Source organism: Micromonospora sp. IBHARD004, assembly GCF_052814115.1.
This window is the reverse complement of the sequence record NZ_CP199934.1, coordinates 6,798,636-6,816,041: the sequence shown is the minus strand read 5'-3', so window position 1 is coordinate 6,816,041 and position 17,406 is coordinate 6,798,636. Positions and strand designations below refer to the sequence as shown.

Below are 17,406 nucleotides of genomic sequence, written 5' to 3'. Positions count from 1 at the left end.
GTGGTGAGGCTGCTCCGATCGCTCCGTCCGCTCATCAGTAGTGGACAGATGCTGTAAACGGGGAGATCTCTCAGTGAAACGTCGTGGCGTGATTCGCCGCTCCGCGGTGGCCGGGCTCGCCCTCGCCTCCGCGACGTCCATCGTGTTCGCCGGCACCGGCAGCGCCGCGCTGGCCGCCCCATCCGATGCACCACGGGCACCGGTGCGGGGCACCGACAGCGCCGGTGCCGTGCCCGACCGCTACATCGTCGTCCTCAAGGACCGCAAGGCCAGCCCCAGTGAGGTGCGGGCCACCGCGTCGGCGCTCGCCGCCGCCAACGGCGGCACTGTCCGTCACGTCTTCACCAAGGCGCTCAAGGGCTACTCCGCCGCCATGAACCGCCGGCAGGCGGAGCGGCTGGCGGGCGACCCCGACGTGGCCTACGTCGAGCAGGTCCGGCGCTACTCGGCCACCGACACCCAGAGCAACCCGCCGTCCTGGGGCCTGGACCGGATCGACCAGACGACGGCGAAGGCCGACCGCTCCTACACCTACCCGACCACCGGGGCCGGCGTCACCGCGTACATCCTGGACACCGGCATCGACATCAACCACCAGGAGTTCGGCGGACGGGCCAGCTCCGGCTACGACTTCGTCGACAGCGACCCGGACGCGCAGGACTGCCACGGCCACGGCACGCACGTGGCCGGCACCGTCGGCGGTACGAAGTACGGCGTGGCCAAGGGCGTCAAGCTCGTCGCGGTGCGGGTCCTCAACTGCGAGGGCAGCGGCACCAGCGAGCAGATCATCAACGGCATCGAGTGGGTCACCACGAACGCCGTCAAGCCGGCCGTGGCCAACATGAGCCTGGGCTTCAACGGCACCGACCAGGCCGTCAACGACGCGGTCACCCGCTCGATCGCCGCCGGCATCACGTACTCCGTCGCGGCCGGCAACAGCATGCGGGACGCGTGCGGCGTGTCGCCGGCCAACGTGCCGACGGCCATCACCGTCGGCGCCACGGACAAGGTGGACTTCCGGGCGTGGTTCTCCAACTACGGCAGCTGCCTGGACACCTTCGCCCCCGGGGTCAGCATCGTCTCCGCGGCGATGGGGACCACCGACGGCAGCACCGCCATGAACGGCACGTCCATGGCCTCCCCGCACGTGGCGGGCGCCGCGGCGCTGCTGCTCGAGGCGAACCCGAACTGGACCCCGCAGCAGGTGCGCGACAGCATGGTCACCGGCGGAATCGCCGGCGCCGTGCACGACACCATGGGGTCGATGGACCGGCTTCTGCACGTCGGGGCGGTCCAGCCCGCCCGCAGCTCGTACGGCCTGAAGGCGCGGGTCAACGGCAAGTTCGTGACGGCGGAGAGCGCCGGCACCAAGCCGCTGATCGCCCGGGGCGCCACCCTCGGGCCGTGGGAGAAGTACGACGTCGTCGACGCCGGCGGCGGCCTCGTCGGGCTGCGGGCGAAGGCCAACGGCAAGTTCGTGACGGCGGACAGCGCGGGCACCAAGCCGCTGATCGCCCGAGCGGCGGCGATCGGCAGCTGGGAGAAGTTCCAGATCATCAACAACACCGACGGCACCGTGAGCCTGAAGGCGAACATCAACGGCCGGTACGTCTCCGCGGACAGCAAGGGCACCCTGCCGCTGATCGCGCGGGCCACGGCCATCGGCGCCTGGGAGAAGTTCGACTTCGAGGCGCCCGCGCCGGTGGTCGCCATCAAGGCGCAGGCCAGCGGCAAGTACGTCACCGCGGAAAGCAAGGGCACGCTGCCGCTGATCCCTCGGGCCACGACCCCCGGCGCCTGGGAGAAGTTCGAGATCGTCAACGTCGGGGACGGCTACTTCGGTCTGCGAGCGCTCATCAACGGCAGGTTCGTCACCGCGGAGAGCGCCGGTACCAAGCCACTGATCGCCCGGGGGACGGCGATCGGCACCTGGCAGACGTTCGACTTCCTGGACTACAACCCGGACGGCTCGGTCTACCTGCGGGCGTACATCGACGGGGAGGCGGTGACCGCCGGCAGCGCCGGCACCAGCCAGCTGATCGCCAGCCGGACGATCGACTGGAACAGCGAGACCCTGGGTCTCGGCGTCGGCGAGAAGTTCGTCGTCGAGACCCTCTAGACCGGCCGGTCACAGACGAGCCCGCCCAGGCCGCCCTCCGGGTGCCTGGGCGGGCTCGTCGCTTCACATCACACGGGGAGACAGCTTCAGTGACACGTATCGGCGCCCGCCGAGCCCGCCCCTTCCGGGCCGGCCGGCGGGCGCCGTCGTCTCAGCGGGGCGCCACCGTGATCTCCCGCTCGATCAGCTCCTTCGGCAGCGGCTGCCGGACCAGCTCCCGCCCGGTCAGGTCGGCGAGCACGACGTCCCGGGTGCCGTACGGCCGGCGGTAGAGCAGCCGGTCGTCGGAGACCCAGACCACGTCGGCGGTGGGCAGGGTGCGGACCACCCGGCCGGTGCCCGTCTCGACCAGCAGCGGATCATGCTGCCCCTGGACCACCACCAGCGTCCCGTCCGGTGACCAGGCCCACGGTCCGGCCGGGTCGCCGGGCACCGGCACGAACCGGGTCGGCTGCCCGTCGTCCGCCGAGAAGAGCCGCACGCCGGCCCGGAGGTCCCGGACCGACTCGTCGCTGGTGGACCGGCCGGTCTGCGGCAGCACCACCTCGGTGCCGTCCCGGCTCCAGGTGAAGTCGCAGTAGTCGGTGCAGAAGTACCGCTTCTCGTCCACCCGGAACGTACGCGTCGTGCCGTCCGTCGCCATGATGATGAAGCCGAAGTGGTCGAGCCGGTGGGTGGTGAGGAGCAGGCGCCGGCCGTCCGGCGACCATTCCGGGGCGGAGAGCGCCCGGCCGACCTCGTACCAGCGGGTCGTCCCCTTGGCCAGGTCGACCAGGGCGATTTCCCGGGGCCGGTCCTCGTCCGTCACGGCGCTCAGCGAGCCGACGGGCGCCGGGAAGACCCCGTCGTACCCCTCGGCCGTGAGGTAGCGGCCCCGGGCGCGGTCCAGCACGAAGCCCCTGCCCGGACCGCCGTCGAAGGTGCCCGCGGTCACCACCCAGTCGCCCGGCAGGACCAGCGGCTTCGTCGACCAGTCCGGGCCGGGCATGGGGCGGACCGGGGGTGCCGGGGTGGCCGTCGCGGTGGGGGCCGGCCTGGCGGGGCGCGGCGCCGGCTGCGGGCGGAGCAGCACGAACGGCAGGGCGACCGCGACGACCGCCACCATCGCGGCGCCCGCCGCCACGGCCCGGCGCCGCCGCCGCAGCCGGCGGCCCCGACCGAGCGCGCGGACGGCCAGGTCGGGCGCCGGCCGGACCCCGTCCGCGAGATCCTGTACGGCCACCCGCAGCGCGTCCTCCACCGGTCCGGTCATCGCTTCACCTCCGAACGCGTGGTCAGCTCGTCGAGGGCGGGCACCAGCTCCCGGAGCTTCGCCAGCGCCCGGGACGCCTGGCTGGCCACGGTGCCGGCCCGGCAGCCGAGGATCGCCGCGGTCTGCTCGACGCTCAGGTCCTCCAGGTAGCGCAGGGTCAGCACGGCCCGCTGCCGGGGCGGCAGCGCCCGCAGCGCGTCCCGCAGCAGGAGCCGCAGGTCGGCGTCGTGGCCGCCGTCGCCCGCCGCCGGCCGCTCCGGCAGCTCCGCGACCGGCACCTCGGAGCGCCGCGCCCGGCGTCGCCAGCCGGAGACCTGGTCGTGGTAGAGGATCCGTTTCACGTACGGCTCCGCGTCGCCCCGGATCTTCGGCCACCGGGCGTACGCCTTGGCCAGCGCGTTCTGGAGCAGGTCCTCCGCGGCGTGCTGGTTGCCGGCGAGCGCGTACGCGACGCGCAGCAGCGCGTCACCCCGCTCGTTGACGAACGCGGTGAACTCCCCGTCGATGACCTCTGCCACCGTCCACCTCCGTACTACAGACGCACGGGGTCGGGGGAACTTTGCCTCACGGGCGAAGACGGTTGGGCGGGGGGCCGTGACGTCGGGCGGCACCCGGCTGTTCACACCAGTGACGGCCCCTGACCCCGCCGACAGGGACAAGACGGAGACGACGGATGTCATCGGACACGCTCACCACCGCGGGAATTCTGCTGATCACCGTCGTCGCGGTGGCCTACGGCGGCCTGGCCCTGCTCACCCACCTGGCCCGGCGCAAGCCCGGTTACCTGGACAACCCGGTCCGGCGGGGGCTGTGGACGGCCGGCCACGCGCACGCCGGCGTCCTCGTCCTGCTGGTCCTGGTCGCCCTGCCCTACCTCGACCAGGCCGAGGCGTCGGACGGGATGCGGACGCTGATCCGGACGCTGCTGGTCGCGGCGCCGGTCCTGATGCCGCTGGGCTTCTTCCTCTCGGTGCCCCGTCCCACCGACACCCGGCCGAACAAGCTCATCTGGCTCACCGTCGCGGGCGGCGTGAGCCTGAGCGTCGGAGCGGTGCTGCTGGGTGTCGCGCTGCTCTGACGGCCCGGCGCTGGTGTTCCGGGCTCCGCGCGGGACAATCGGTTCATGCGCTGGACCGTGCTCGACTCACCGATCGGGGAGTTCTCCGTGGCCACCGACGACGAGGCGGTCTGCGGGGCGCACTTCGGGCGGGTGGAGGCCGCGACCGACGAGCCCGCCGACCAGCTGTCCCGTCGGGCGGTGGCCGAGCTGCGGGCGTACTTCGCGGGCGAGCTGACCGAGTTCACCGTTCCGGTGGTGGTACGTCGTGGGTCGGATTTCGAACGGGCGGTCTGGCGGGAGATGACCCGCATCCCGTACGGGGAGATGCTCACGTACGGCGAGGTGGCGAAGGCGGTCGGTGACCCCGGAGCGGCCCGCGCGGTCGGGGTGGCCTGCAACCGGAACCCGATCCCGGTGATCGTGCCCTGCCACCGGATCGTCGGGGCGGGCGGCAAGCTGGTCGGCTTCGGCGGCGGGCTGCCGCGCAAGGTGACGCTGCTGGAGCTGGAGGCCCGGGTCGCCCTGCAACGCGCCTGGTCCTGACGTACCGCGGCGGAACGGCGAGGGCCGGGTCCGTGCGGACCCGGCCCTCGACGGTGCTGCTGGTCAGCGCGTCAGCGCTCGACCTCACCCTTGATGAACGCCTCGACGGCGGCGTGCGCGTCGTGGTCGGCGTACTGCTTGGGCGGGGACTTCATGAAGTACGAGGAGGCCGAGAGGATCGGGCCACCGATCTTGCGGTCCAGCGCGATCTTCGCGGCCCGGACGGCGTCGATGATGACACCGGCCGAGTTCGGCGAGTCCCACACCTCGAGCTTGAGCTCGGCGTTGAGCGGGGTGTCGCCGAAGGAGCGGCCCTCCAGGCGGATGTACGCCCACTTGCGGTCGTCGAGCCACGGCACGTGGTCCGACGGGCCGATGTGCACGTCGCTCTTGCTCATCTCGTGCGGGATCTGGGAGGTGACCGACTGGGTCTTCGAGATCTTCTTCGAGACCAGGCGGGTGCGCTCCAGCATGTTCATGAAGTCCATGTTGCCGCCGAAGTTGAGCTGGTACGTGCGCAGCAGCTCGACACCGCGGTCCTCGAAGAGCTTCGCCAGCGCGCGGTGCACGATGGTGGCACCGACCTGGCTCTTGATGTCGTCGCCGACGATCGGCAGACCCGCGTCCTCGAACTTCTTCGCCCACTCGGGGTCGGAGGCGATGAAGACCGGCAGGGCGTTCACGAACGCGCAGCCGGCGTCGATCGCGGCCTGGGCGTAGAACTTGTCGGCCTGCTCGGAACCCACCGGCAGGTAGGAGACGACCACGTCGACCTGAGCGTCGCGCAGCGCCTTGGCCACGTCGACCGGCTCGGCGTCCGACTCCTCGACGATCTCGCGGTAGTACTGGCCCAGGCCGTCGAAGGTCGGACCGCGCTGCACACTGACGCCGGTCGGCGGCACGTCGCAGAGCTTGATGGTGTTGTTCTCGCTGGCGACGATCGCCTCCGCGAGGTCCATGCCCACCTTCTTGGCGTCCACGTCGAACGCCGCGACAAACTCCACGTCCGAGACGTGGTAGTCGCCGAAGGTGACGTGCATGAGACCCGGGACGCGGTCGTTCGGGTCGGCGTTCCGGTAGTACTCCACGCCCTGTACGAGGGACGAGGCGCAGTTACCCACACCGACGATGGCGACGCGGACGGAGCCCATAGCGTCTGCCTCCTTCTTCTTCATCACGGCCGCTCTTTCCTGGACTCTCCAGGCGGGGGCGGGCTGTTGTCTTCTCGTCGGCCGCCGGCTGTCCCGGCGGGCGGGACGGTCGGGGCACGGCCGGAGCGCTCATTGGCGATGAGCTCCTCCAGCCAGCGGACCTCACGCTCACAGGCGTCGAGGCCGTGGCGCTGCAGTTCCAGGGTGTACGCGTCGAGCCGCTCGGCTGCCCGGCCGAGCACGTCACGAAGGCCTTCGCGACGCTCCTCGATCTTCCGACGACGACCTTCCAGGATCCGGAGCCGGGTGGCCTGGTCGGTCCGGGCGAAGAACGCGAAGTGCACGCCGAAGCCCGTGTCGTCGTACGTCTCGGGACCAGCCTGCGCTATCAGTTGGGCGAAGCGTTCCTTGCCCTCCGCGGTAATGGTGTAGACCACCCGACCACGTCGGCTGGTCAGCGCGGGAACCTCCTCGGCGGACGCGGGTGTCTCGGCGGCTTCGGTGATCCATCCCGCCGCCTGCAGCCTGCGCAGGGTCGGGTAGAGCGAGCCGTAGCTGATCGCCGCCCGGATCGCGCCGAGCTTGGCGGTCAACTCCTTGCGCAGCTCATAGCCGTGCATCGGAGCCTCCTGCAGGAGGCCGAGGATGGCGAACTCGAGCACGGGCCACCCCTTCTTACCCCCGGCGCGGAGCGGGTAACCGCCGCGATGTATCGGACCGATACATCGCACGTTAGCGGAGACCCATGATCAGGGCAAACCCCCGTTCCGAGATGTTGCTGTCACGGATTGTCACGGTGGTCGCCTCGTCCCGTCGGACCGCGTACCCTGTGCCGCATGCGTACGCAGCGCCAGGTCGTCGACTACTCGCTCCAGAAGCGAGCGGTGCTGCGTGAGCTCCTCGCCGGCCGGGTCGGCACGTACGACGTCTGCGACGCCTCGCCGTACCTGAAGAACGCCGCCCGGTTCCACGGCGAGCCCACCGAGCAGCGGTGCCCGATCTGCCGCAGCGAAAACCTGATCCACGTCCACTACATTTACGGGGACGAGCTCAAGCAGTCCGCCGGCCAGGCGCGTACCCGGGCCGAGTTGCCCGTCCTGGCGATGACGCTGCGTGAGTTCCAGGTCTTCGTGGTGGAGGTGTGCCTCGGCTGTGACTGGAACCATCTCGTCGAGCAGTTCCTGCTCGGCCGGGACGGGCTGGCCGGCGGCACGGAGGACGGGTCGGAGCAGGGTGCGGTGAGCGGCTCGTCCGCCCCGAACGGTTCCACCCCTCGTCGAAGGCGAGAGGCGCAACGGTGACTTCAGCTGTATCGGCCGACCCCGGCCCGGTTGACGACGGGTGGGCGGACCGACAGCTTCGACGTCTGATTAGTCCGATTGCTTCGGATTCGATGCCTGCGCCCCGGCGCGCCCGGGGTGTAGCGTCTCGTGATCCAGCTCACGGCAACCCGGTGGTGGCTCTTCCGCGCCCCACCGCGACCGGCAGGGTGTGAGGAATGAACTACGGCGATCCCAGTTCTTCGCGTGGGCGGGCCCAGACCCCGGGCCCGAACGGCGACCCCGGGCACGGGAACGGCTGGTCATCCGCGCCGGACGGCGGGGCCTCGGCCCGCGCCTCCGTGCCGCCCCGGGGGTCCGCGTCCGGCGGACGGGCCTCGGTCGGCGGGGCGGCCCCGGCGCCGCGCGGCGGTGCCGCGGGCTCGGCCTCGGTGGGCCGGGCCGGCCCGGGACGGGCCTCCGTCCCGGTCTCCCCGGCCCCGGGCGGTCCGGCGGGTCGCGCCTCGGTCGGCGCGGCCGCCGTGGGCTCGGCCGGGCGGGCGAGCGTCGGCTCGGCGGCCGTGGGTGGTCGGGCCGCGGTGGCCCGCGCCGGTGTGCCGGGCATGGCGGGCGGCGGTCCGGGCGGTCCCGGTGGGCCGAACGGTCCGGGCCGGGGCGGTCGTGGTGGCCGTGGTGACGACCCGGGCGCGGCGGCCCGGGCGAAGAAGCGCCGGCGGATGAACATCCTGATCGCCAGCTTCGCCGTCTTCATCATGCTCGCCGGCATCGGCGTGGTCGGCTTCACCTACTACTCCACCAACGTCATCCTCCCCGAGGACACCACCCCGCCGCTGGCCAGCACCATCTACGCGGGCGACGGCAAGATCATCGCCAAGGTCGGCGCGGAGAACCGCACCTTCGTCAACATCAGGGACATCCCGCAGTGGGTGCAGGACGCGGTCGCCGCCGCGGAGGACCGAAACTTCTACCGGCACTCCGGTGTGGACTACAAGGGCATCGCCCGGGCGGCCTGGAACAACTTCACCGGTGGTGACAAGCAGGGCGCCTCGACCATCACCCAGCAGTACGCCCGCAACGCCTACGACAACCTCAAGCAGGACACGTACGGGCGGAAGGTGAAGGAGGCGATCCTCGCCTCCAAGCTGAACGACCGGTACACCAAGCCGGAGATCATGCAGCACTACCTGAACGTCATCTACTTCGGGCGGGGCGCGTACGGCATCGAGGCGGCGGCCCAGACGTACTTCGGCAAGCCGACGAAGAACCTGACCGTGGCCGAGGCCGCGGTGCTCGCCGCGCTGATCAAGCAGCCGGAGCCAAGTGCGACGCACAAGGGCTACGACCCGGCGATCAACCAGGCGGCCGCGCTGGATCGCTGGAACTACGTGATCGGCGGCATGATCACCGAGGGTTGGCTGGACGCGCCGGGCAAGCCGAAACACCCGACCGAGTACCCGGTCAAGACGCTGAAGAAGCCGAGCTCAAAGGGCGTCGGCGTCGACTTCGGCGTCAACACGCCGTACGGCAACGTGATCAACTATGTCGCGCAGGAGATGCGGGACATGAAGCTCTGCACCGACAACGACGCCGAGGTCACCGACAACAAGCCGCTCTGCTCGCAGGCGCTCGCCAAGGGTGGCTACCGGATCACCACCACCATCGACACCAAGGTGCAGAAGGCGGCGCTCGAGGCGGCCCAGCGCGCCACCAAGGGCTCCGAGCTGGACGGCCAGCCGAAGAACCTGATGGCGGCCCTGGTGTCGATCGAGCCGAAGACCGGCCGGGTGGTCGCCTACTACGGCGGCGACAACGGCACCGGCACCGACTACGCCGGCAAGAACTACGACAACGGCGTCATCAGCGGCGGTCACTCGCCCGGATCGAGCTTCAAGATCTACACCCTCGCCGCGGCGCTGGATGCCGGCAAGTCCCTCGAGTCCCGCTGGAAGAGCAAGGCGTTCACCCCCGAGGGGACCAAGTTCAAGGTCAGCAACGCCGGCTACGACAACACGTCCTGCGGCAACTCCTGCACCCTCGAGGTGTCGACGCTCAAGTCGCTGAACGTGCCGTTCTACTACGTGACCCAGGAGATCGGCCCGGACAAGGTCGTCAACATGGCCAAGCAGGCCGGCGTCACGATGATGTGGCAGACGGACACCAACCCGGCGAAGGCGCACGACCTCACCAAGGAGGACCCCAAGGACCTGGCGCCGTCGCCCTTCTTCCACGTGGTGGGCTACGGCCAGTACCCGGTCACCGTGCTGGACCACGCCAACGGCGTCGCCACCTTCGCCAACGAGGGCGTCTACAACAAGGCGCACTTCGTGAAGAAGGTGGAGAAGCAGGACCAGCAGACCGGGACGTGGCGCAAGCTGGGCGGTGAGAAGCTCGACCCGAAGCAGCGGATCAAGAAGGACGTCGTGCACGACGTCACCTCGGTGCTGGAGAAGTACCCGGCCGCGGTGAACCGCCGGCTCGATGACGGCCGGAAGGCCGCCGAGAAGACCGGTACCTGGGAGCTGAACGAGAAGACCCTCGACAACGGCGACGCCTGGATGATCGGCTACACGCCGCAGCTCGCCACCGCCGTCTGGGTGGGCAACGTCAGGGACCGCAAGGCGATCAAGGACAAGGACGGCAACAAGATCAGCGGTGCCAAGATGCCGGGCGCCATCTTCCAGCGGTTCATGAACGAGGCGCTCAAGGGCGAGGACAAGATGGACTTCCCGGAGGCCGCGCACGTCGGCGACCCGAACTCCGGCAACGGCGACGCCCCGCCGCCCACGGCGCCGCCCGTGCCGCCGGGCTGCCCGGACCCGCTGAACCCGTTCTGCCCGCCCGTCGACAATGGCGGCAACGGCAACGGCGGGAACACGAACCCGTTCGACCCGCGACCCGGCGGGGGCGGTGGCGGTGGTGGCGGCATCCTGCCGACCACACCACCACGCCAGACGTACTGATCTTCACGCACCGCCGACGGCGGCCGGACCCCTGGTCCGGCCGCCGTCGGCGTATCCGGGTACCGGAATTGTGCGGTCGAGGCGGGACGCCGACCCCTGCCGTACGGCAGGATTCTTCTCCATGAGCACCCAGTCGACGGCAGGCATCGACGACGCCGGGACCACCGACCACCCGTCCCGCTCGGACGGCTTCGTCCGCGGCGTCTCCGAGGTGATCGGCGGACCGTTGGGCGACCACGCGGTCGCGCTGGACCGACCCGCCGGCCGGGAGGGCCGATTCTGGACGGCCGCCCGGATCGTGCTGGCCCTGGTCTGTCTGACGCTCGCCCTGCACTGGGTGCAGAAGTCGCCCTGCCAGGATGGCGCCTGGCAGAACAACGTGCAGTACACCCGGCTCTGCTACACCGACGTGCTGGCGCTCTACTACGCCGAGGGGCTCAACGAGGGCAAGGTGCCCTACGCCGACCACCCGGTCGAGTACCCGGTGCTGACCGGGTACTTCATGGGCGCGCTCGGGCTACCGGTGCACGCCCTCGGCGTCGACGACCCCGGCATCAACCAGGGCCAGTGGTTCTACAACCTGAACGCGCTGGTGCTCAGCGCGCTCGCGGTGGCCACCGTGGCGGTCATCCTCGCCCTGCGGCGACGACGGCCCTGGGACGCGGCGCTGTTCGCGCTCGCCCCCGCGCTGCTGCTCACCACCACGGTGAACTGGGACTTCCTTGCCATCGGACTGGCCGCCTTCGGACTCGCCGCCTGGGCCAGGCGCCGCCCGGTACTGGCCGGGGTGCTGCTGGGCCTGGCCGGGTCGGCGAAGCTGTGGCCGCTCTTCCTGTTCTGGCCGATCCTGGTGCTGGCCCTGCGCGCCGCCCGGCTGCGTGCCGCGCTCGCCGCGATCGCCGCCGGAGCGGTGGCGCTCGTCGTGGTGAACCTGCCGGTCGCCCTGCCGTACCAGGAGAACTGGTACCGCTTCTTCGAACTGAACACCACCCGGCCCATCGACTGGGGCACCCTCTGGTACATCGGCCGCTACCTCGATGGGAAGGCCAGCCCGCCCACCCCCGGCAACCTCGGGCCGTTCGAGTGGCTGAACGCCAACATCCCAGCGCTGAACACGCTGTCGTACGCCCTCTTCATCCTGGCCTGCCTAAGCGTGGGCGCGCTGGCGCTGCTGGCGCCGCGCCGGCCGCGGCTCGCGCAGCTCGCCTTCCTGGTGGTCGCCGCCTTCCTGATCTTCAGCAAGGTGTGGTCCCAGCAGTTCGTGCTCTGGCTGCTCCCGCTCGCGGTGCTCGCCCGCCCCCGCTGGGGTGCCTTCCTGGCGTGGCAGGTCGCCGAGGTCTGCTACTTCGCCGCCTTCTACGGCGAGCTGCTCGGCGCGGCGACCAGCCGGCCGGTCTTCCCGGAGGGGGTTTTCGTGCTGGCCGCCAGCCTCCGGCTGATCACCGTCGCGGTGCTGTGCGGCTTCGTGATCCGGGACATCCTGCTCCCCGAGCGCGACGTGGTCCGACACACCTACGCCGACGACCCGGACGGTGGCGTCCTCGACGGCTCCCCCGACGCCCCCTGGTACCTCCGCTGGCGCGGCCGCTCCTCGACGGGTGCCGCGGCGGCCGATCCCGTCGCGGCGTAGGCCGCCGACCCCGCGACCCGAGCCGGGTCAGAGGTGGTAGACGACCGCGTCGCCGATCTCCTCGCGGGTGATGCCCAGCCCGTCGACCGGGTTGTCGACGATCCGCTCCCACGGGGTGCCGGCCAGCTGGCCACGCAGGATCACCACGTTGCGGACGCCCAGGATGCGCAGGTAGTCGACGCTGGGCTGGTCCGGGAAGCCGAGGGTCAGCTCGCGGACCTGGGCGAGCGTGTCCGGGGTGAAGCCGCTGCCGCCGTTGACGATGTCCGGGAACCGGCTGGTCGACCAGAGCATCACCGGCTGGTCCAGGTTCTGGCTGCTCGGCAGGACCAGCATCGGGCCGTCCGCCGTGCGCATCGCCGCCGGCTGCACCGGCACCACCGGATGCGGGGTGGTGTTCAACCCCTCCACGATCACCAGCAGCAGCGGCAGCAGGGTGGCCAGCCGCAGCCAGGGCCCGGGCCACGGCGGCACCCGCTCGGCGGCCAGCTCGCGTACCCGGGCGGCGAACGCGGTGACCGCGCCCGCGGCGAGCAGACCGAGCAGCAGGGTGGTCCAGAGAATCATCCGGCCCGGCGTCCGCAGCCCGTTCCAGCCGGGCAGGTGCTCGAAGAGCGGCACGTAGGTGAAGGTGCCGTGGAAGAACCGGGTCCCCATGGACAGGGCCATCGTCACCAGCACCCCGGCGAGCAGCAGCAGCCGGTGCCGCAGCCGCCAGACCGAGAAGAAGAGGCCGCCGGCGGCCAGCGCGTAGAGCACGAAGCCGGGCAGCAGGGTCATCTCCGGGTGCCAGGGCAGCGCGGCCCGCGCCCCCTCGTGCAGGCCGCCCCAGATCCGCGACTCCGCCGGCGCGGTGAAGAAGCCGCTCGCCGGTGGTGAGTAGATGGCGATGTCGCCGATCGTCCGCGCCGCGTTCGGGTGCAGCTCGGCGACCTGGAAATACGGTACGGCCAGCAGCGCGCCCACCGCGGCGAAGAGCGCGCCGCCGATCAGGTCGGCGAGGAGCAGCCGGCTGCCGAACGGTCGCTTGGCCGGCCGGACCAGCCAGCGTCGGGTGAACCAGACGACGGCCGAGACCAGCACGATGCCGGCCAACAGGTACGCGAACGGCAGGCCGATGCCGAAGCCCAGGCTGAGCTGCCACGCGGCCACCATCCAGCCGACGTACGCCCACCCCTCGTGCCGGCGCCCCGGCCGGTAGCCGTACCGCAGCGACCAGCCGTGCCCCCGGGCGAGCATGGCCAGCGCCAGCGGGATGCCGCCGTTGGAGACGATGTGCAGGTGCCCGGCCTGGGCGAGCAGCCACGGGGCGTACGCGTAGCTGACGCCGGCCACCGCGGCCCCGATCCGGCCCGCGCCCAGCTGCCGCGCCAGCGCGTACGCCCCGAACGTGGCGAGCGCGTGGGCCAGCACGAAGATGATGTTGTAGCGCAGCACCGCCGCCTCGGGGCCGGTGCCGATCATGCCGGCGGGGGCGTACCCGAGCAGGGTGTCGGAGAAGGCGAAGCTCCACTTCTCCGGGAAGAACGTGTTGGACTGCCAGAGCTGCGCCGGGTCGGTCAGCAGGATGTGCCCGGACCAGGCCATCTGCCAGGACTGCAGGCTCGGGTCCCAGTAGTCCTGCGGCAGGGTGTAGAGCGGGTAGCGCAGCGTCGGCCAGGTGAGCAGGACGGCCAGGGCCAGCGCGACGACGACCCCCAGGGTCCACTCGTGCACCAGGAAGCGGCCCACCACGCGGACCGCCCGGCGGGGCCGGGTGAGCACCGGATCGGGGGCGGGACCGAAGGCGGACCAGGGGTCGGCCTTCGCCGTACCCCCGGTGGACGCGTCGCTGCCCGCGGCCTTCTCCTTGCCGGCCTTCCCGGCGCCGTCGCCGGCGCCGGCGGCCGCCCCGGCGGTGGGCTTGTCGGCACCGGGGGTGGGCCCACCCGTCGCGCTGGCCGCGCTCCGATCGGCGCCGTCCCCCTCGCCGGTCCTGCCGGCGGCCGGTCCGTCCCCGTCGGCCTGCCCCGCGGCCGGCTGGTGCTTCGCGGTCTCTCCGGCGGCGCTGTCGTCCGTCGCGCTGGCGGTGGCGCCGCTCCCGGTGCCGGTGGCCGCGGCGGGCAGCCGGGCGTCGTCGTTGCCGGTCGAGCCGGCCCGGCCGCCGTCCGTCGCGTCCGACTGGTCGGTGGTCATGCCGCCGACGTCCCCGTGCCGAGCTGCCCGCGCAGGAAGGCGATGTCCGCCGCCTGGCCGTCGACCCCGCCGGGCGTCTCCACGATGACCGGGGCGCCGGCCGCGCGGATCACCGCCACCACCAGCTCGGGGTCGATCGTGCCGCCGTCGAGGTTGTCGTGCCGGTCCTGCCCCGAGTTGAAGGCGCCCTTGGAGTTGTTCGCGTGCACCACGTCGATCCGGCCGGTGATCGCCTTGACCCGGTCGACCAGCCCCAGCAGCTCCTCGCCGCCGGCGTGGGCGTGGCAGGTGTCCAGGCAGAAGCCCACCTCGTAGTCGCCGAGGGCGTCCCAGAGCCGGGCCAGCGCGTCGAGGTGCCGGGCGCAGGCGTTGTCACCACCGGCGGTGTTCTCGATCAGGACCGGGAGCGGGAAGCCGCCGGAGTCGGCCGCGTACGCGAAGGTCTTGCGCCAGTTGTCGAAGCCGACCGCCAGGTCGTCACCGGCGTTGACGTGGCCGCCGTGCACGATCAGCCCCTTCGCGCCGACGGCCGCCGCCGCCGTGGCGTGGCCCAGCAGCAGCTTCCGGCTCGGGATCCGGATCCGGTTGTTGAGCGTGGCCACGTTGATGACGTACGGCGCGTGGACGTAGAGGTCGACGTCGGCGCCGCGCAGCCGCTCGGCGTCCTCCCGTGGCTTCGGGGCCTTCCATCCCTGTGGATCGGAGAGGAAGAACTGCACGGCCTCGGCGTCGCGGGCGGCGGCCTCGGCCAGCGGGTCGGTCGGATCGACGTGGGCTCCGATACGCATGCAGGGGAGCCTACGTCGCGCCCCCGACGTGCGGGGTAAGGGCGGCGAGGGTGTCCCGGCGCCCGGATCGGCGGAGCGGGGGGTGGCGGATCGCGGCGGAACGCGTCACCCGGCGGCCCGGCGGTCGTTGTGCGGGGTGGATCGATGGTCGACGCTTCGCCTGGGCGCGGTTGCACACGCGGCCTGGGCGGGTGAGACCCCCGGAAAGGGGGCGCCCCGCCGTGCGGCCCGGCACGACGGGGCGGATCCGGCTCGCGCCACCCGGCGACCGGTTGACAGAACGGTCGGGGCAATTCCTCCATTTACCCCAAGAGGTGACGAGAGCCGTTGTATGGTCGGATCAGCTGACAACACGATAAAGCTCCGCGGGGCGTCCTCGATCCAACCTCATCGGTGTGGTCGTTCCTCCCCAGGTCCCACCCAAGGAATGCGGACGGGACGCCCCGCGGCCCCGTGGACAGGGGTCCACCCCCGGTGCTAAACGCCGGTGGTGGACCCCTGTCACCGCGCCCGGCCGGTCCCGCCGACCGGCCCGGACATGATCGTCCGGACCAGGTATCCTGGTCCGGTTGTCCGTGTCCGGCCGGGTCCCCCCGGTACCGGAGCGGCCACGACGCAGACCTCCTGCCACGGAAGGACCGTGGCCGCATAGCCCACAGGAGGTGAGCACGTCTTGCGTCATTACGAGATCATGGTGATCCTCGACCCCAGCCTCGAGGAGCGCACCGTCGCCCCGTCGCTCGACACGTACCTGAACGTGATCCGGACCGCGGGTGGCTCGGTGGAGAAGACCGACGTGTGGGGCCGCCGGCGCCTCGCGTACGAGATCAGCAAGAAGGCCGAGGGCATCTACGCCGTCATCGACCTGCAGGCCACGCCTGCGGCCGTGGCCGAGCTCGACCGTCAGCTGCGACTCAACGAGTCCGTGCTGCGCACCAAGGTCATCCGGCCGGAGATGCGCTAAGCATTCAACCCCGGTTCGCCCGGATCAGCCTCATCGGCTCTGTCATACGGCTCTGAGAGCCTGTACGGCGGGATCTGATGAGTGCGCGAGGAGATGGTCATGGCAGGAGACACCACCATCACGGTCATCGGCAACCTGACCGATGACCCCGAGTTGCGGTTCACCCCGTCGGGTGCGGCGGTCGCCAAGTTCCGGGTCGCTTCGACGCCCCGGTTCATGGACAAGACCACCAACGAATGGAAGGACGGCGAGCCGCTCTTCCTGGCCTGCACGGTGTGGCGGCAGGCGGCGGAACACGTCGCCGAGTCGCTGCAGCGGGGCGCCCGCGTGATCGTCTCGGGTCGACTGCGTCAGCGGTCGTACGAGACCCGCGAGGGTGAGAAGCGCACCGTCATCGAGCTCGAGGTCGACGAGATCGGCCCGTCGCTGCGCTACGCCACGGCGAAGGTGCAGAAGATGTCGCGCTCCGGCGGTGGCGGCGGTGGCTTCGGCTCCGGTGGTGGCGGTGGCCAGGGCGGCGGAGGCAACTCCGACGACCCCTGGGCCTCGGCTGCCCCGGCTCCCTCGCGCGGTGGTTCGGGCGGCAACTTCGATGAGGAGCCTCCGTTCTAATGGCGCCGAGCGCCCGCGATCGCAAACCAGGAGCACGAGCAATGGCCAAGGCTGCGGCACTTCGCAAGCCGAAGAAGAAGGTGAACCCGCTCGACAAGGACGGGATCACCTACATCGACTACAAGGACACCGCGCTGCTGCGCAAGTTCATCTCCGACCGCGGCAAGATCCGCGCTCGGCGGGTGACCGGCGTGACCTCGCAGCAGCAGCGGCAGATCGCCCGCGCGGTCAAGAACGCCCGCGAGATGGCGCTCCTGCCGTACACGGCCACGACCCGCTGAGAGGAGGCACCGATATGAAGATCATCCTGACTCAGGAGGTGTCCGGCCTCGGTGCCCCGGGCGACATCGTCGAGGTGAAGAACGGCTTCGGCCGTAACTACCTGCTGCCGCAGGGCTTCGCGATCGCCTGGACCAAGGGCGCGGAGAAGCAGGTCACGGTCATCAAGCGGGCCCGCTCGGCCCGGGAGATCCGCGACCTCGACCACGCCAACGAGGTCAAGGCCCAGCTCGAGGGTCTCAAGGTCAACCTGAAGGTCCGCGCCGGCGAGGGCGGGCGGCTCTTCGGCTCGGTCACCCCGGCCGAGATCGTCGACGCCGTCAAGGCGGCCGGCGGTCCGGTCCTGGACCGTCGCCGGCTGGAGCTGCCCGGTCACATCAAGTCGACCGGCACCTACCCGGTGCGCGTCAAGCTGCACCCCGAGGTGGCCGCCAAGTTCGACCTCAACGTCGTTCAGGGCTGACACCCGACAGCACCACGGAAGGGCCCGCACCGGAACCGGTGCGGGCCCTTCCGCATGCGGACGCCGCGTGGGTGGGTCGGCACGGCGCCCCCTCGGGCCTCGCCGGGGCGGCACGCCGTCGTCCGGTCGG

The 17,406-nt window shown here is 71.3% G+C and carries 17 protein-coding genes; 10 read left to right on the top strand and 7 right to left on the bottom strand.

Annotated elements, in window-relative coordinates; genetic code table 11:
• The first annotated feature begins 88 nt into the window (after positions 1–88).
• Entirely contained in the window at positions 89–2,119 is a 2,031-nt protein-coding gene (locus ACTWO6_RS33105) for a S8 family serine peptidase (protein WP_446217563.1), read from the top strand.
• A gap of 151 nt (positions 2,120–2,270) precedes the next feature.
• On the opposite strand, the gene ACTWO6_RS33100 is transcribed toward ACTWO6_RS33105, so the two are convergent.
• The gene (locus ACTWO6_RS33100) at positions 2,271–3,371 is read right to left on the bottom strand and encodes a hypothetical protein (protein ID WP_446217562.1); all 1,101 of its coding nucleotides are present in this window, start codon (positions 3,369–3,371) and stop codon (positions 2,271–2,273) included.
• Positions 3,368–3,889, bottom strand: a complete 522-nt coding sequence (locus ACTWO6_RS33095; RefSeq protein ID WP_446217561.1) for a SigE family RNA polymerase sigma factor — start codon at positions 3,887–3,889, stop codon at positions 3,368–3,370. The genes ACTWO6_RS33100 and ACTWO6_RS33095 overlap by 4 nt, the downstream gene beginning before the upstream one ends.
• A gap of 155 nt (positions 3,890–4,044) precedes the next feature.
• On the opposite strand from ACTWO6_RS33095, the gene ACTWO6_RS33090 reads away from it, so the two are divergent.
• Together ACTWO6_RS33090 and ACTWO6_RS33085 are read left to right on the top strand one after the other, a co-directional pair.
• Complete coding sequence (locus tag ACTWO6_RS33090; protein WP_446217560.1) at positions 4,045–4,449, top strand: hypothetical protein; 405 nt, start codon at positions 4,045–4,047, stop codon at positions 4,447–4,449.
• A 45-nt stretch (positions 4,450–4,494) separates the two neighbouring features.
• On the top strand, positions 4,495–4,974 hold the full coding sequence (locus ACTWO6_RS33085) for a methylated-DNA--[protein]-cysteine S-methyltransferase (protein WP_446217559.1): 480 nt from the start codon (positions 4,495–4,497) through the stop codon (positions 4,972–4,974).
• Between the two features lie 71 nt (positions 4,975–5,045).
• Here the strand turns inward: ACTWO6_RS33085 and ACTWO6_RS33080 are convergent, their stop codons facing one another.
• The gene (locus ACTWO6_RS33080) at positions 5,046–6,125 is read right to left on the bottom strand and encodes an inositol-3-phosphate synthase (RefSeq protein ID WP_406039523.1); all 1,080 of its coding nucleotides are present in this window, start codon (positions 6,123–6,125) and stop codon (positions 5,046–5,048) included.
• A gap of 23 nt (positions 6,126–6,148) precedes the next feature.
• Positions 6,149–6,787 (bottom strand): PadR family transcriptional regulator, encoded by a 639-nt coding sequence (locus tag ACTWO6_RS33075; RefSeq protein WP_446217558.1) that lies wholly within the window; start codon positions 6,785–6,787, stop codon positions 6,149–6,151.
• Between the two features lie 174 nt (positions 6,788–6,961).
• Between ACTWO6_RS33075 and ACTWO6_RS33070 the strand changes: the two genes are divergently transcribed.
• Entirely contained in the window at positions 6,962–7,426 is a 465-nt protein-coding gene (locus ACTWO6_RS33070) for a DUF5318 domain-containing protein (protein ID WP_130330150.1), read from the top strand.
• A 202-nt stretch (positions 7,427–7,628) separates the two neighbouring features.
• On the opposite strand, the gene ACTWO6_RS33065 is transcribed toward ACTWO6_RS33070, so the two are convergent.
• Entirely contained in the window at positions 7,629–8,009 is a 381-nt protein-coding gene (locus ACTWO6_RS33065; RefSeq protein ID WP_446217557.1) for a hypothetical protein, read from the bottom strand.
• A 112-nt stretch (positions 8,010–8,121) separates the two neighbouring features.
• On the opposite strand from ACTWO6_RS33065, the gene ACTWO6_RS33060 reads away from it, so the two are divergent.
• Both ACTWO6_RS33060 and ACTWO6_RS33055 read left to right on the top strand, forming a co-directional pair.
• Positions 8,122–10,365 carry a transglycosylase domain-containing protein gene (locus tag ACTWO6_RS33060; protein ID WP_446217556.1) on the top strand — a complete coding sequence of 748 codons (2,244 nt, stop codon included), beginning with the start codon at positions 8,122–8,124 and terminating at the stop codon, positions 10,363–10,365.
• A gap of 121 nt (positions 10,366–10,486) precedes the next feature.
• Positions 10,487–11,995 (top strand): glycosyltransferase family 87 protein, encoded by a 1,509-nt coding sequence (locus tag ACTWO6_RS33055; protein WP_446217555.1) that lies wholly within the window; start codon positions 10,487–10,489, stop codon positions 11,993–11,995.
• 27 nt (positions 11,996–12,022) lie between these two features.
• Here the strand turns inward: ACTWO6_RS33055 and ACTWO6_RS33050 are convergent, their stop codons facing one another.
• Together ACTWO6_RS33050 and ACTWO6_RS33045 are read right to left on the bottom strand one after the other, a co-directional pair.
• Positions 12,023–14,170 carry a hypothetical protein gene (locus ACTWO6_RS33050; protein ID WP_446217554.1) on the bottom strand — a complete coding sequence of 716 codons (2,148 nt, stop codon included), beginning with the start codon at positions 14,168–14,170 and terminating at the stop codon, positions 12,023–12,025.
• Positions 14,167–14,958, bottom strand: coding sequence for a deoxyribonuclease IV (locus ACTWO6_RS33045; RefSeq protein WP_446217553.1), 792 nt, complete (start codon positions 14,956–14,958; stop codon positions 14,167–14,169). Before ACTWO6_RS33045 ends, ACTWO6_RS33050 begins: the two co-directional genes overlap by 4 nt.
• Positions 14,959–15,631: 673 nt before the next feature.
• On the opposite strand from ACTWO6_RS33045, the gene rpsF reads away from it, so the two are divergent.
• The 4 genes from rpsF to rplI all read left to right on the top strand — a co-directional run bounded on the left by rpsF (position 15,632) and on the right by rplI (position 17,276).
• Entirely contained in the window at positions 15,632–15,922 is a 291-nt protein-coding gene (gene rpsF, locus ACTWO6_RS33040; protein WP_089011932.1) for a 30S ribosomal protein S6, read from the top strand.
• Between the two features lie 81 nt (positions 15,923–16,003).
• Positions 16,004–16,534: a single-stranded DNA-binding protein gene (locus ACTWO6_RS33035; protein WP_207232227.1), complete on the top strand. Its 531-nt coding sequence runs from the start codon at positions 16,004–16,006 to the stop codon at positions 16,532–16,534.
• 41 nt (positions 16,535–16,575) lie between these two features.
• The gene (gene rpsR, locus ACTWO6_RS33030; RefSeq protein ID WP_013289355.1) at positions 16,576–16,815 is read left to right on the top strand and encodes a 30S ribosomal protein S18; all 240 of its coding nucleotides are present in this window, start codon (positions 16,576–16,578) and stop codon (positions 16,813–16,815) included.
• A gap of 14 nt (positions 16,816–16,829) precedes the next feature.
• A complete protein-coding gene (gene rplI / locus ACTWO6_RS33025; RefSeq protein WP_446217552.1) occupies positions 16,830–17,276 on the top strand; it encodes a 50S ribosomal protein L9 in 447 nt (148 codons plus the stop codon).
• The last annotated feature ends 130 nt before the right edge of the window (positions 17,277–17,406 follow it).

Coding starts and splice junctions, on each gene's coding strand:
- ACTWO6_RS33100 (WP_446217562.1), bottom strand. CDS start 3,371: ATGACCGGACCGGTGGAGGACGCGCTGCGGGTGGCCGTACAGGATCTC.
- ACTWO6_RS33090 (WP_446217560.1), top strand. CDS start 4,045: ATGTCATCGGACACGCTCACCACCGCGGGAATTCTGCTGATCACCGTC.
- ACTWO6_RS33085 (WP_446217559.1), top strand. CDS start 4,495: ATGCGCTGGACCGTGCTCGACTCACCGATCGGGGAGTTCTCCGTGGCC.
- ACTWO6_RS33080 (WP_406039523.1), bottom strand. CDS start 6,125: ATGGGCTCCGTCCGCGTCGCCATCGTCGGTGTGGGTAACTGCGCCTCG.
- ACTWO6_RS33070 (WP_130330150.1), top strand. CDS start 6,962: ATGCGTACGCAGCGCCAGGTCGTCGACTACTCGCTCCAGAAGCGAGCG.
- ACTWO6_RS33065 (WP_446217557.1), bottom strand. CDS start 8,009: ATGCCCGGCACACCGGCGCGGGCCACCGCGGCCCGACCACCCACGGCC.
- ACTWO6_RS33060 (WP_446217556.1), top strand. CDS start 8,122: ATGAACATCCTGATCGCCAGCTTCGCCGTCTTCATCATGCTCGCCGGC.
- ACTWO6_RS33055 (WP_446217555.1), top strand. CDS start 10,487: ATGAGCACCCAGTCGACGGCAGGCATCGACGACGCCGGGACCACCGAC.
- ACTWO6_RS33050 (WP_446217554.1), bottom strand. CDS start 14,170: ATGACCACCGACCAGTCGGACGCGACGGACGGCGGCCGGGCCGGCTCG.
- ACTWO6_RS33045 (WP_446217553.1), bottom strand. CDS start 14,958: ATGCGTATCGGAGCCCACGTCGATCCGACCGACCCGCTGGCCGAGGCC.
- rpsR (WP_013289355.1), top strand. CDS start 16,576: ATGGCCAAGGCTGCGGCACTTCGCAAGCCGAAGAAGAAGGTGAACCCG.
- rplI (WP_446217552.1), top strand. CDS start 16,830: ATGAAGATCATCCTGACTCAGGAGGTGTCCGGCCTCGGTGCCCCGGGC.